Below are 14171 nucleotides of genomic sequence, written 5' to 3' on the forward strand. Positions count from 1 at the left end.
CATGGCACATGATCTTTCCCAGAAACCCTTATACCTGTCAAATTTTGAACGGGAATTTATCGCCCGCGGCCTATCCTGCCCCCAGCAACAAGCAAAGGAGCGCCCGATGCGCGTCTATTACGATCGCGATTGCGACATCAACCTCATCAAGGACAAGAAGGTCGCCATTCTCGGCTATGGCAGCCAGGGCCACGCCCATGCGCTGAACCTGCGCGATTCGGGCGCCAAGAACGTGGCCATCGCGCTGCGCGAAGGGTCGCCGTCGGCGGCCAAGTGCGAGAAAGAGGGCCTCAAGGTCATGGGCATCGCCGAGGCGGCCGCCTGGTGCGACCTCATCATGTTCACCATGCCGGATGAGCTTCAGGCCGCGACCTACAAGAAATACGTCCACGACAACCTGAAGGAAGGCGCGGCGATCGCGTTTGCCCACGGCCTGAACGTGCATTTCGGCCTGATCGAGCCGAAGCCCGGCGTCGATGTCATCATGATGGCGCCGAAAGGCCCCGGCCACACGGTGCGCGGCGAATACGTCAAGGGTGGCGGTGTTCCCTGCCTCGTTGCCGTCCATCAGGACGCCAGCGGCAAGGCGATGGAACTTGGCCTGTCCTATTGCTCCGCCATCGGCGGCGGCCGGTCGGGCATCATCGAGACCAACTTCCGCCAGGAATGCGAAACCGACCTTTTCGGCGAACAGGCGGTGCTTTGCGGCGGTCTTGTCGAGCTGATCCGCATGGGGTTCGAGACGCTGGTCGAGGCCGGGTATGAGCCCGAGATGGCCTATTTCGAGTGCCTGCATGAGGTGAAGCTGATCGTGGACCTGATCTACGAAGGCGGCATCGCCAACATGAACTACTCCATCTCCAACACGGCCGAATATGGCGAATACGTTTCCGGCCCGCGCATCCTGCCTTATGAGGAGACGAAGGCGCGGATGAAGGCGGTGCTGACCGACATCCAGACCGGCAAGTTCGTGCGTGACTTCATGCAGGAAAACGCCGTCGGCCAGCCGTTCTTCAAGGCCACGCGCCGCCTGAACGACGAACACCAGATCGAGCAGGTGGGCGAAAAGCTGCGCGCAATGATGCCGTGGATTTCCAAGGGCAAGATGGTCGACAAGTCGCGGAACTGATCCCGCGCGCCCAGACGTTCACCGGGGCGGCCGCGCAGGCCGCCCCGACAGCCTATTGACGCCGCCCGGACGCCATGCGACGCCTCGCGCAGTCGTTTTCATGAGGTCAATGATGGTTGGCAAGTTCGTCCTCGGCTTTTCCCTCTCCATGCTCGCCCTGCCCGCCCTTGCGCAGATCAAGCAGGTCGATTTCGCGCGGTTTCCCGAAGGGACCGAATGCGGCGCCTCGGGGGGGGGCGGAAAGGTCAAGGTTCGCAAGAAGCGGAACGAGATTCAGGTCTCGATCAAGGGCGACACAACGGGCGCGACCTTCTTCTGCGTCCTGCCCGACGGGCGAAAGGCAATCGCCATTCTGCCGGAGCTGCCCGCCGGCACCGTGGCCGATCTTCAAACCTGGGCCGACGGCACCGGACAGCTGATCATGAGCGTCAAGGGAAACCTCGTGCTTCAGGACGTTCCGAAGGCGATCCGGTGGAGCAAGTGACCGTTAGACGGCCGCCTGCGCCGCGCTGACGATATCCTCCACGACGCGGGCCGAAGGCCCTCATCCTCGCATTCCGCCATGACGCGGATCGGCGGCCCGCCCCGATTTGCGGCTGCCCCCTATTCGTCCGCCCCGGTCGGCAGGCCCGCGATATAGGCCATCACGCTGACCCGATCCTCGACCGAGAAGGCCCGCAGGTTGATCATGGCCGCGCCCGGATGGGTGTTGGAAATCTTGTTGAAGACTTCATCCGGCAGTTCCGCGGCCTCGGTCCCGACATAATTGTGGCTGTCCCCCTCGCCCCAGTCGAGAGCGCGGCCGTCGAAGCCGTGGCAGGCGGCACAGGTGGTCTGAAAGATCGCGCGGCCGCGATCGACATCGCCGACACCGGGGATCATCTTGCGACTGTCATAGTCGATGAAGGCGCGCATGTCCGTCAGCCCCTCTGACAGGAAGGTCGCAACCCGCAACATCTCTTCGTTCGAGATCATCTCTTCGGTATAGGGATGGTTCTTGTCGCGCAGGATAGGCAGGATGCTTTCCGGCGCCCAGCCACGCATCCCGAGGACGCCCTTGATCCCGGTGAAATGGCTGCCCGAGCGATAAATACCCGCGGCGCCCTGATAATCCCATCCGTGGCACTCCTTGCAGCGCCAGGTCCCCTCACCCGTCTGCTCGCTGTTCGCGGCGGCCGGATAGGCCGGGTTGGTCGCCTCGGGGGCCGGGCGGTCCAGCGCTTCCCACCAGTTGTCGTAGATCCGCCCGCCCGCGGCGATGGTCCAGTCAAGCGACGGCACCTGCGGCGCACCATGGACATATTCCTGCTGCTGCGGACCATGCTCCTGCGGCGCAACCGAGACCTGCGCCGCAGCCGAAAACGGTGCGAAAAGCCCCGCAACCACCAATGTCACCCCCGTGAGGCCGATACCCTTCCCCATCTTTCTCTCCCTCCCTTTCCGGCCATCGACCCCTGTGGCGAACGCCGCCCGCCCGCCGATGGCACAGGCAGCATCAGGCTGGTCCCGGCCAGAAAAGGTGACAACGGCAAAGTTCTGCCTATACTCGGCGGACAACCGCCGTAGCACTTTGGTTGACGCCTCCTGCACAAAGGTTTGAACGCCACAGGGGGTGCCTTTTCCAGATACACAACCTTCGGTAGTGCGATGCCCATGGACCCGACCGATCTGTCCCCCCGATGGCGCCAGATGCGTGCCACCTCGGTCCTGATCCTCGTCTGCGGCTTGATCCTGTGTTTCGATATCGGAGGCGAACTTTATCTGGTCGCGCGATACCCCAACAGCCTCAGCCGGCTGGCCATGCTGCATATCGTGGTCGAATTCCTTGCCACCTTCGGGCTTGGCGTCGCCTTCTCGTCGATCCGGGCCGAAATGCGCCGCAGCCTGGCGCGCAGCCGGATCGACCGGGAACATCTGACAGCGATCCGGGGCGATTTCGACCGCCTCTTGCAAGAACGTTTCCGGGAATGGGACCTGACCCCCGCCGAAAGGGACGTAGCGCTCCTGACGATCCGGGGCATGAAGATCGCGGAAATCGCGCGGATACGCCATGCCCATCATGGAACGGTGAAGTCGCAGCTTTCGACCATCTACCGCAAGTCCGGCGCCGCGACGCGGACGGAATTCGTGGCCCGGTTCATCGACGAATTCCTCGATCACTCCGCCAGCCATGCCTGACACGGCCCGGCGCCCCGCCACAGGCCGGGCGGCGCGTCACAGGGCCGCCGCCTCGACCGCTGCGACGATACCATCGACGGTTTCGCTCAGAAGCCCCGCATCCTCGCATTCCGCCATGACGCGGATCAACGGCTCCGTTCCCGACTTGCGGATCAGGATACGGCCCTGCCCGGCGATCTTCGCCTCTGCATCCGCTATCACTTTTCGAACATTATCGGCGTCAAGTGGCGCCTGCCCGGCCTGATACCTGACATTTTTCAACATCTGCGGCACGGTTTCGAATTGATGGACCAGCTCGGATGCGGGTCGCCCCTCATCCACCAGCGCGGCAAGGAAATGCAACGCGGCCAGAAGGCCGTCGCCGGTCGTGGCATAATCCGTCATCACGATATGGCCCGACTGTTCGCCGCCAAGGTTAAAGCCGCCCTCGCGCATCCTTTCCACCACATAGCGGTCCCCGACCGCCGCGCGTTCAAGGTGCAGGCCGCGCGCATCAAGGAACCGTTCCAGCCCGAGGTTGGACATGACGCTGGCAACCAGCGTGCCTTGCCGCAGCCGCCCCTCCGCCGCCCAGCGCGCGGCGAGCAGCGCCATGATCTGATCGCCATCGGCCACCCGGCCCTTTTCGTCGATGATCATCACCCGGTCGGCATCGCCATCAAGGCAGATGCCCACATCCGCGCCATGGGCCACAACCGTTTCCGCCGCAAGCCGCGTATCGGTCGATCCGCATTTTTCGTTGATATTCAGACCATTGGGCGTGACCCCGACAGGGATGATCTCTGCCCCCAGTTCCCACAACACCTCGGGCGCGGTCTTGTAGGCCGCGCCATTGGCGCAGTCGATCACCACCTTCAGCCCGTCGAACCGCCGCCCGGCGGGAAGGGTCGCCTTCACCCTTTCATTATACCGGAACCGGCCGTCGTCGATCCGCTTGGCGCGGCCGATATTGACGGATTGCGCGGGCTCCACCCCCTCTTCCACCAGCTTCTCGATCTCAAGCTCCGCCTCATCGGACAGCTTGAAGCCATCGGGGCCAAAGAACTTGATGCCGTTGTCATGGTGCGGGTTGTGGCTGGCCGAGATCATCACGCCCACATCGGCGCGCAGTGACGTGGTCAGCATCCCCACGGCGGGCGTCGGCACCGGACCCAGCAGGAAAACATTCATGCCGGTGGAGGTGAAGCCCGCCGTCAGCGCGTTTTCGAACATATAGCCCGACAGCCGCGTGTCCTTGCCGATCACCACCCGATGCGCGGCCGACCCGTCACGGCGGAAATACCGCCCCGCCGCGGCGCCCAGACGCAGCGCCATGTCCGCCGTCATCGGGTGTGTGTTCGCGGTGCCGCGCACGCCGTCGGTTCCGAAAAGCTTCCTGCTCATGCCATCTCTCCCAGCGCCACCGCCTGCCAGAGACGGAGCGCCTGTTTGGCCTCTTCAATATCATGGAGGCGGTGCAACTGCACACCCTGCGCGATGCCCGCCAGCGTCACGGCCAGCGTCCCCGGCACCCGCAGATCGGCCTGCCCCGCCGCAGCGCCGCCGCCCAGCGTGCCGATGAAGCGCTTGCGCGAGATGCCAAGCAGCACCGCGCAGCCGGTCTGATGGAAAAGCGACAGCCCCCGGATCAGGGTCAGGTTATGCTCAACCGTCTTGCCGAAACCGATGCCGGGATCGACGACGATCCGGGCGCGCGGGATGCCCGCCGCCTCGGCCCGCGCGACGCTCGCCTCAAGAAAATCGTAGACGTCGAGCAGGACGTCATCATAGCGCGGGTCGGCCTGCATCGTCGCGGGCGTGCCCTGCGCATGCATCAGGCAGAGCGGCACGCGGGCGTGAACAACTTCATCCGCCAGATGAGGATCGAACGTCAAGGCCGCGACATCGTTGACAAAACGTGCACCACACGCCAGCGCTTCACGCGCCACGGCGGCCTTGCGCGTGTCGATGGAAATCGGCACCCCGACCTTGCCCTCATGCAGTGCGCGGATTACCGGGGCGGTGCGGGCGATCTCTTCCTCGACACTCACATCCGCCGCGCCGGGCCGGGTGCTTTCGCCGCCGATGTCCAGCATGTCGGCCCCGGCGGCGACCATGGCGCGGGCATGGGCCACGGCACGGTCCGGCGCGGCAAAGCGGCCGCCGTCGGAAAAGCTGTCGGGCGTGACGTTCAGCACGCCCATGATCCGCGGCCGGTCAAGCGCGAGGCCCGAGAGCGTCCCGCGCGGCGCGGTCAGGCGGCGCAGCACGGCGGCGGGCAGCGCACTCGCTGGCATCAGCCCGCGCGAGCCGCGCCGGGTCAGGTGTTCGACATGGCTGAACCAGGTCCATCCCCCGGCAAGGGGAAAGGCGCCCTCGGGGCGAAGCGCATCGGTCTGGGCGATCGGTCGGAAGTAATCCATGGCGTCTTTTCACCGTCTTGCCGGGTCTTGGCAAGTCCGCCCGGTCATGCCCTTTCGACCGGCACGCGGCATTCTGCCGGGAGTGTGACAGCCCCGTGAACGATCAGTTTCACCGCCTCAAGGTGTTCGGCCAGCCACAAGGCCAGCGCCAGCCCGTCCTCGGCCGATTTCGGGCCGTCATGCGCATCCAGCACGATCTTCGACGGCGCCCAGACCACCATCTGCCCGTGCCGCATGGCCCAGTCGATCTCTGTCCGGGTGGCGACGACCACGCAGCGGTCATCGCGCGCGGCCAGGCGCCAGGCGTTCTGCTCGATCTCGAGCAGGTCGATGCGGCGCTGGGTGGGCGCATGGCCGGTCACGGCGCGGATCAGGTCGGTCTGGCCGACGGCGATGATGACCGGCGCATCCCCGGCGGCCAGCGCATCGAGATGGGTCGCCAGATCGGCGGTGTCGATGGTCGGGTTGTCGAAATAGGCGATGACGGGCGAGGGCGCGGTCTGGGTCAGGTCCAGATTGGCCATATCGGCGCGCGACCGCACGATCTCAACCCCCAGCGCGCCGGGGCCACGGTCTAGCTTTTCGATCCGCAGGAAGACGCGCAGCGGTTGCGGCTCGGCCAGAATGCGGCGGGCGATGCGTTCGGCGAGCGTTTCAAGAAGGTTCAGCCGCTCTGCCGCAAGCTCGGCCGCGATGGCCTCGGCGATGCGATCATAGGACAGGATCGCATCGACATCGTCGCTGTCGGCCACGGCAGGCTGGGGCAGAAGCTCTACCACGACATTGAAGCGCAGGCGCTGCGGGTGGCCGCGTTCCTGCTGAAAGGCGCCGATATCGGCCAGCGCGATGTGGTCACGCAGGCTGATCCGGTCGGCAACCGGCCCCGATGAGGCCAGCCCCGCGCGTTCCTCGGGATGGGCGAAGGCCCGGCGTATGTCTTCGGTCATGGATGCCCCCGCCGTCTTTGCCCGCATCATAGAGAGAGGCCGCGCTGGCCGAAAGGCCATGCGCGGCATTTAGCGGTCCCGGACCGGCAGGGATCAGTTCATCGCGGACTTGATCGGGGCGCGGTAGAAGATGTGGCGGCCGATCCGCGCGGTCCGCTCAAAACGGCGCGACCAGGCGGGTTTCACGGCCGGGGTATGGAAATAGGTCGCCCCGTCGGTCAGCGAGCGCGGCGCGCCATCCATCAGCGCGCGGGCGATCTTGCCGGCCTCGCTCCAGGCGGCGGGTTCGTGGATACGGTCGGCCCGCCCGTCGCAGGTGTAGGAAAACTGGCACCCGCGCCCGTTCGACTGGTTCACGACACCGCAGATCGTCGAGGGGAAGGTGGCACTTTCGACGCGGTTGAGGATGACCTCCCCCACGGCCGCCTGCCCCACGATGCCTTCGCCGCGCGCCTCGAAATACAGCGCCTGGGCGAGGCACTGGAACTGCTCGCCGCCCTTGGCCGCCGGTTGCGCGGCAAGCCAGGCATCGTCATAGGAGATCGCGGCACCCGCCTTGCCCGCCTTCTTCTTCAGCGCGGGCGGCGTCACCAGCGCCTGCATCCGCGCCGAGGACACAAGACCAAGCGCGTTCTTTTCCTGACCGAGAAGGTCCGTGATCCCCACGCCAATCGCGGCCGTCGGATCGTTGGACTGGCTCACCGTCATATCGGCATGCACGCCTCCGGCGAGGGCGAGAACCGCGAACGCGGCCCCGGTCCAGCACTTCAGCACTGACATCGTTCTTTCCCGAATTACTTCGTCGAGCCACAGCCCCCCAAGGCTTTGACGAGGCGGGCATAGACGAGATGCCCGCCCCCGTCCATACCTGTAACCGAACGGCAACACAATCCGGGCAGATTCGAGCCGAGAAATCAGGGGGAAAGGCCGCCGACAGCCCTGCCTTTCGCCGCGACGGACGTCACAATTCTGCCTTATTTTCCAGCAGATTCATCACGCTCGCGCGGATCGCGCAAGGCAAACTGGGCCGCCGCAAGCCGCGCAACCGGGACGCGAAACGGCGAACAGGACACGTAGTTGAAGCCGGATTGTCGACAGAACGCGATCGATTCAGGATTTCCGCCATGTTCACCACAGACGGAAAGTGTCAGCTTGCTGTTGGTTTTGCGCCCCCGCGCACTGCCGATAAGCAAAAATTCGCCGACACCCTCCTCATCCAGGACGTGGAACGGGTCCTCGGGGAAGACGGATTTCTGAACGTAATCGCCCATGAAGCGACCGGCATCGTCGCGCGATAAACCATAGGTCATCTGCGTCAGGTCGTTCGTACCGAAGGACAGGAACGCCGCGTGTTGCGCGATCTCACCCGCGCGCAGTGCCGCGCGCGGCGTTTCGACCATGACGCCAAGGCGGTAATCGAAGTCGATCCCGGTCGCGGTGTGGACGGCGGCGGCGATGGCATCGACGCTGTTCTTGATGATCTCCACCTCGCGCTTGGCAGAGACGAGGGGCAACATGATCTCCGGCACGATATGGATGCCGCGCCCCTCGGCATCGACTGTCGCCTCGAAGATCGCGCGGGCCTGCATTTCGTAGATCTCGGGCATGGTGATGCCAAGTCGCACACCGCGCATCCCAAGCATCGGGTTGAATTCCGACAGCGCCTCGACCCGGCGCATGACCTCGCTTTGCGGGCGGTCCAGCGCCTCGGCCAGTTCGCGCATCCCCTCGCGGTCCTGCGGCAGGAACTCGTGCAGGGGCGGATCGAAGAGGCGGATGCAAACCGGGAGGCCCGCCATGATGTCGAAAAGCGCGATGAAATCCGCGCGCTGCATCGGCAGAAGCCGGTCGAGCGCGACTTTGCGGTCCTTGGCCGTGTCGGCAAAGATCATCTCGCGCATCACGGTCAGGCGGTCTTCGTCGAAGAACATGTGTTCGGTGCGGCACAGGCCGATGCCCTCGGCCTCGAACATCCGCGCGGTGCGGGCGTCATCGGGCGTGTCGGCATTGGCGCGCACGCCGATGTCGCGGACATTGTCGGCCCAGTGCAAGAGCGTGCGGAACCATTCGTCAAGCGCGGGTTCCAGCATTTCGGCCGCGCCTGCAAGGATCTCTCCGTTCGTGCCATCGACGGTGATCGTGTCACCCTCGCGGAAGGTGCGGCCGTCGCGGGTGGTCAGGCTGCGGTCGCGCGCGTTGATGCGGATTTCCGAGGCGCCGACGATGCAGGGCAGGCCAAGGCCGCGCGCGATCACGGCGGCGTGGCTGGTCATGCCGCCGCGTTCGGTCAGGACGGCGACGGCGGCATGCATGCCGCGAATATCCTCGGGCGCGGTTTCGCGGCGGATCAGGATGCAACGTTCGTCCCGCGCCGCCCCCGCCTGCGCGGCGGCAGAGGTAAAGACGATCCGGCCCGAGGCCGCGCCGGGGCTGGCGGCAATCCCGCGCGCCACCCGGTCGCGCGGCAGGCGCGGGTCGATCTGGTAGTGCAACAGTTCGGAGAGCGCACGCGGCTCAACCCGCAGGATCGCCTCATCCCGGCCGATGATACCGTCCTGCGCCAGCTTCACCGCGACCCGGACCGAGGCGCGGGAGGACCGCTGGACCCGGACCGCGTCGATCACGCGCAGCGCGCCGTTTTCCAGCGCGAATTCGACCTGCATCTCTTCGCGCAGCTTGGTGCGGCAATCGGCGCAGTAGCGTTGCAGGTCGGCAAAGACCCCAGGCGCGGCCTCTTCCAGCGAATGACCGCGCTTGTCCTTCACAAGGTAAAGCGTTTCCTCGGCCTTGCGATTGGCGGGGTTGGTGCCGCGAAAGCGCCCGGTGACCTGCGGCGCGCCGGTCACGCTTTCAATCAGCTGGATGGTCCCCTGCCCCGACAGGCCCGGCCCGAAAGGCTGCGCCATTTCCTGTACGATCAGGCCCAGGGCCGCATCGGCGGGCGCCCCCTTCGCTTGACGCAGAAGCCGGGCGGTCGTCCCTTCCCAGGCGCGCGCCATCGAGCGCAGCACCTCGGCCATCTGCCGGGCGGGCGATTGGGGGAATTCCTCCTCCATCTCGTCCTCATAAGCGGACAGCACCTCGCGCAGCGCCTCCGCCGAGGGTTCGGCGGTGAAAAGATCGGGGTCGAGCCGCGCGACATTGATCGCATAGGACTGCACAAAGCCCAGATACATCGCGTCGGCCATGGCCTGACCATGCGCCTTCGCGATCTCGGCGTGTTTGGCGGCGTTCAGGCCGACGTTCAGCACCGTGGTCGGCCCGCCCCAGTCGGGGTTTTCCGGCGAGGGACGGATGGTGACGAGGCTGCCGTCGAAGATCGCGGCAAGTTTCTCGGTATCCGGCATCTGCCCGGCAGCGATGGCGCGGACGGTTTCGACCGGCAGCGCAACCGTGGGCGGCACCGGCAGGTCCAGGCGGATCAGCCGTTGCAGGCATTTGGCGCGCCAGCCATGGCGCGCGGCGTCCACCGCCGCCGTGGGCGTTATTTCGGTGAAGGCGCTGAAATCCATATGTTTCTGCACTGCGGCAATCCTCTTACGGCCGGCAGAATACGCGCTTCGCGCCACATGTCCAGCGGGACGATTGGCTTAGGCGGCGGGGGCGCTGCCCCCGCACCCCCGGAGTATTTGCGCCACAATGAAAGGGCGATCAGCCTTCGAGTTTCGTCAGGTCGGCCACCGAGAGGCAGATCTGGCGGATGCGGGACAGAAGGTTCAGGCGGTTGCGGCGGACGATTTCGTTGTCACTGTTGACCTGCACCGCTTCGAAGAAGGCGTCGATGGGGGCGCGAAGGGCGGCCATCGCGGTCATGGCCTCAGCGAAGTCCTCGGCCTGCATCGCCGGGGCAATCGCGGCCTCGGCCGTGTCGAGGGCGGCGAAGAGTTGGCGTTCCTCGGCGCCTTCGGCGAATTTCGGATCGGCGCCGTAGCTGTATTCGACACCGTCCTTTTCCTCGGCCTGCGTCAGGATGTTGTTGGCGCGTTTGAAGCCCTGGAGCAGGTTTTCACCGTCGTCGGTTTTCAGGAAGGCGGCGAGCGCCTCGGCCCGTTTGACGAGGAGGGTGAGGTCATCCGCATCAGGTCTTAGTTTAGACTCATAGAGCATCTCCTTGTCGCTCGACGGCAACGATACTGCACCCACATCCAACGCCTCTAACCGAGCGTTCAGCGCGCTCACGGTCTTTCGTTTGTGAGCAGAACTAATTGCCGCAGTCTGAAACAGCGATGCGTCTATGACGTCATGCCTAATGCCTTGGTCGCGCAGGTGGACCTTGAGGCGGTCGTGGAAGAAGGCGAGAAGGTCTCGCACGGAAGCTGGATCAAACTTTGGTTCTATTGGGTTTGTCAACTTGCCGCTTTCGGAAACATCAAAGTGCATAGTTTTGCTGTAAGCTGCATCGAAACAACGGTGACCGGCGACCTCGAATAGCCCTCTGAGCCTAAGCCGCACCCCATTCCCCAGCACCAGCCTAATCACCCCCAGCGCCGCCCTCCGCAGCGCAAACGGGTCCTTGCTCCCCGTCGGCTTCTCGTCGATCGCCCAGAAGCCGGTCAGCGTGTCGATCTTGTCGGCCAGCGCCACGGCGACCGAAACCGGCTCTGTCGGGACCGAGTCGCTTTCCCCTTTCGGGCGCCAGTGGTCGCGGGCGGCGTCGGCGATGGCGCTGACGTCGCGCCCCGGACCTGATCCGGGAGCCCGCCCCGGACCTGATCCGGGGCCTCCCGCCGCGTCATCGAGGCCCCGGTTCGGGGACCGGGGCGGGGTCGTCTTCAGGTATTCCTGCGCATAATAGCGGCCCATCACGCCTTGCAGTTCGGGAAACTCGCCCACCATCTGCGAGCGCAGGTCGGCCTTGGCGATGCGCGCGGCCTCGGCGGCGTCCTCCGCGTCGGCGCCGACCAGCGGCGCGATCTCGCGCGCCAGCGCGGCGATGCGGCCGACGCGGTCGGCCTGGCTCCCCAGCTTGTTGTGGAAGGTGACGGCGTTCAGCCCGTCGAGCCATTCGTCCATGCCCGCCCGTGCCACGCGCAGGTCATTCTCCCAGAAGAACTTGGCATCCGACAGCCGCGCCGACAGCACCTTCTGGTTGCCCTTCAGGATCGTCGCGCCGTGGTCCGCCGTTTCGGTATTGGCGACCGTGATGAAGCCCTCGATCCGGCCGGTTTTCGGGTTGCGGCAGGAAAAGAACTTCTGATGCTCGCGCATGCTGGTTTGCAGCACCTCGGGCGGCAGGCCAAGGAAGGTCTCGTCGATCTTGCCCATCAGGACGACGGGCCATTCGACCAGCCCCGCGACCTCGGTCAGAAGGCCCTTGTCCTCCACCACCTCAAGCCCGGCGGCGAAGGCGGCGTTGGTGGCGTCGTTCCAGATCTGGTCGGCGCGCTCGGCCGGGTCGAGCATGACGAAGGCGCGTTTCAGCTTCGCGGCGTAGTCGTCGAAGGAGGACACCGCGAAGCTGTCGGGCGCAAGGAAGCGGTGGCCGCGCGTGCTGTTCCCGGCGGCGATGCCGTCGATGGTCAGCGGCACGACCTCGGCCCCGTTTTCGTCGGTCAGCAGGCAGAGGATGGAATGAAGCGGTCGCACCCAGCGCAAGCTGCCCGCCCCCCAGCGCATCGACTTGGGCCACGGGAAGGCGCGGATCGTGGTTTCCAGAACCTCGGCCACGATCTCCGCCGCCTCGCGGCCGGGCTTTTCGATCACGGCGAAATAGACCTGGCCCTTCTTGTCGTCGCGCACCTCCAACTGCTCCATCGTCAGGCCGGTCGCGCGCAGGAAGCCCTGCACCGCCTGTTCGGGCGCAGCCGTCGACGGCCCCTTGCGTTCCTCGCGCTGGCTGCGGCTTTCGCCCGTCAGCCCCTCGATCGCCAGCACCAGACGGCGGGGGGTGGACAGCGCATGGGCGCCGGCATAGGTCAGCCCCGCCTCGACCAGCCCGTCGGTGACCAGCTTTTTCAGGTCGTCACGCGCCTTGCCCTGCATCCGGGCGGGGATTTCCTCGGAGAAGAGTTCGATGAGGAGATCGGGCATTTACTTCTCCGCGCTTTCGTTCAGCTGCTGCCAGGCATAGGCGTGGCCGTCGGGATAGACGGCAACCACACGGTCCACACCGGGGGCGATGTTCTTTTCGGACAGGAAGGCGACGGCGGCGCCGGAGGCGAGATCCTCGGTCAGGCGGCCGCTGTCGAAGCAATCGAACCACGAAGGCGCGTTCAGCGGCGTCGGGTCGGGGTAAAGGGCGTAGGTCTCGCTCAGCATCGCCAGCGACATGGGCGTCATGAAACAGCCCCGGAACCGCAGGGGGGAGCTGTCGGCGTCGATGCCGGTGAAGCCGTCGGTCAGCATCGGCTCTTCCGCGCCGGACAGGTCCGTGATGCGGATCGCGGCCGCCGCCGAGGCAGGGGCGATGTCCCGGTAATAGCCGTATTCCTGAAGGTAATAGACGGCCGCACCGGCGAAAAGGGCGGTCAGCACGATGAACCCCACGACATATTTGCCATTCACGCCGCAACCCCGCCGCCGGCTTCGGTGGTCACGAAGGCATCGGCGCATTTCTTGGCCAGCGCCCGGACCCGGCCGATATAGGCCTGCCGCTCGGTGACCGAGATAACGCCCCGCGCATCCAGGAGGTTGAAGAGGTGGGAGGCCTTGATGCACTGGTCATAGGCGGGATGGGCCATGATGATCGCGCGGCCCGCCTTGTCCTTGGCAGGGGCGGCAAGGATGCGTTCGCATTCCGCCTCGGCATCCTCGAAATGCTTCAAGAGCATGTCGGTATCGGCCTGATCGAAGTTCCAGCGGGAATATTCCTGCTCTGTCTGGCGGAAGATGTCGCCATAAGTCAGCGGGATCGGCGATTGCGGATCGTTGAAGGGCATCTGCATGACGTGGTCGATGCCAAGGACATACATGGCAAGGCGTTCGAGACCATAGGTCAGTTCGCCCGAAACCGGGTGGCAGTCATGCCCGCCGACCTGCTGGAAATAGGTGAACTGGCTCACCTCCATGCCGTCGCACCAGACCTCCCAGCCAAGGCCCCAGGCGCCCAGCGTCGGGCTTTCCCAGTCATCCTCGACAAAGCGGATGTCGTGGAGCGAGGCGTCGATGCCGATGGCGGCAAGGCTGCCAAGGTAAAGCGCCTGCAAGTCGGGCGGCGAAGGTTTGATGAGGACCTGATACTGGTAATAGTGCTGCAAGCGGTTCGGGTTCTCGCCATAGCGCCCGTCGGTCGGGCGGCGCGAGGGCTGGACATAGGCCGCCGCCCAGGGCTTTGACCCCAGCGCCCGCAGCGTCGTCGCCGGGTGGAAGGTGCCTGCGCCGACCTCCATGTCATAGGGTTGCAGCACGGCGCAGCCCTTCCCAGCCCAGTAGGTCTGAAGCCGCAGGATGATTTCCTGGAAGGAACGGGGCTGGGTCGTGGTCATGGCGCGCCTTTGGCGTAGGGAAAGCGCGTTCTCAATAGGCAACAGGCCGGACAGGGTCAATCGGCCCCGCGGCGTTTGTGAGGTGACGCCG

General features: G+C 65.4%; 12 protein-coding genes. 3 read left to right on the forward strand and 9 right to left on the reverse strand.

Annotated elements, in window-relative coordinates; genetic code table 11:
* Position 1 precedes the first annotated feature (1 nt).
* Positions 2-1129, forward strand: coding sequence for a ketol-acid reductoisomerase (gene ilvC, locus LX70_RS03905; RefSeq protein WP_342747668.1), 1128 nt, complete (start codon positions 2-4; stop codon positions 1127-1129).
* A gap of 112 nt (positions 1130-1241) precedes the next feature.
* On the forward strand, positions 1242-1613 hold the full coding sequence (locus LX70_RS03910) for a hypothetical protein (protein WP_146111539.1): 372 nt from the start codon (positions 1242-1244) through the stop codon (positions 1611-1613).
* A gap of 119 nt (positions 1614-1732) precedes the next feature.
* Here LX70_RS03910 and LX70_RS20650 read toward each other — a convergent pair whose 3' ends face one another.
* Positions 1733-2551: a cytochrome c gene (locus tag LX70_RS20650; protein WP_170076108.1), complete on the reverse strand. Its 819-nt coding sequence runs from the start codon at positions 2549-2551 to the stop codon at positions 1733-1735.
* Positions 2552-2782: 231 nt separating this feature from the next.
* Between LX70_RS20650 and LX70_RS20655 the strand changes: the two genes are divergently transcribed.
* A complete protein-coding gene (locus tag LX70_RS20655) occupies positions 2783-3307 on the forward strand; it encodes a helix-turn-helix transcriptional regulator (RefSeq protein ID WP_170076109.1) in 525 nt (174 codons plus the stop codon).
* Between the two features lie 36 nt (positions 3308-3343).
* Here the strand turns inward: LX70_RS20655 and glmM are convergent, their stop codons facing one another.
* The 8 genes from glmM to LX70_RS03955 all read right to left on the reverse strand — a co-directional run bounded on the left by glmM (position 3344) and on the right by LX70_RS03955 (position 14080).
* Entirely contained in the window at positions 3344-4690 is a 1347-nt protein-coding gene (gene glmM / locus LX70_RS03920; RefSeq protein WP_105513187.1) for a phosphoglucosamine mutase, read from the reverse strand.
* On the reverse strand, positions 4687-5709 hold the full coding sequence (gene folP, locus LX70_RS03925; RefSeq protein WP_105513188.1) for a dihydropteroate synthase: 1023 nt from the start codon (positions 5707-5709) through the stop codon (positions 4687-4689). The genes glmM and folP overlap by 4 nt, the downstream gene beginning before the upstream one ends.
* A gap of 44 nt (positions 5710-5753) precedes the next feature.
* Positions 5754-6656, reverse strand: a complete 903-nt coding sequence (locus LX70_RS03930; protein WP_105513594.1) for a dihydroneopterin aldolase — start codon at positions 6654-6656, stop codon at positions 5754-5756.
* Positions 6657-6749: 93 nt separating this feature from the next.
* A complete protein-coding gene (locus LX70_RS03935; protein WP_105513189.1) occupies positions 6750-7436 on the reverse strand; it encodes a cell wall hydrolase in 687 nt (228 codons plus the stop codon).
* 194 nt (positions 7437-7630) lie between these two features.
* Positions 7631-10168 carry a putative PEP-binding protein gene (locus LX70_RS03940; protein ID WP_105513190.1) on the reverse strand — a complete coding sequence of 846 codons (2538 nt, stop codon included), beginning with the start codon at positions 10166-10168 and terminating at the stop codon, positions 7631-7633.
* A 139-nt stretch (positions 10169-10307) separates the two neighbouring features.
* Positions 10308-12686 carry a glycine--tRNA ligase subunit beta gene (gene glyS / locus LX70_RS03945; protein WP_105513191.1) on the reverse strand — a complete coding sequence of 793 codons (2379 nt, stop codon included), beginning with the start codon at positions 12684-12686 and terminating at the stop codon, positions 10308-10310.
* A complete protein-coding gene (locus tag LX70_RS03950; RefSeq protein ID WP_105513192.1) occupies positions 12687-13160 on the reverse strand; it encodes a DUF6446 family protein in 474 nt (157 codons plus the stop codon).
* Positions 13157-14080, reverse strand: a complete 924-nt coding sequence (locus LX70_RS03955) for a glycine--tRNA ligase subunit alpha (RefSeq protein ID WP_105513193.1) — start codon at positions 14078-14080, stop codon at positions 13157-13159. Before LX70_RS03955 ends, LX70_RS03950 begins: the two co-directional genes overlap by 4 nt.
* Positions 14081-14171 lie beyond the last annotated feature (91 nt).

The sequence above is a fragment of the Albidovulum denitrificans genome (assembly GCF_002973535.1).
In the GTDB taxonomy this organism is placed as follows: Bacteria; Pseudomonadota; Alphaproteobacteria; order Rhodobacterales; family Rhodobacteraceae; genus Albidovulum; species Albidovulum denitrificans.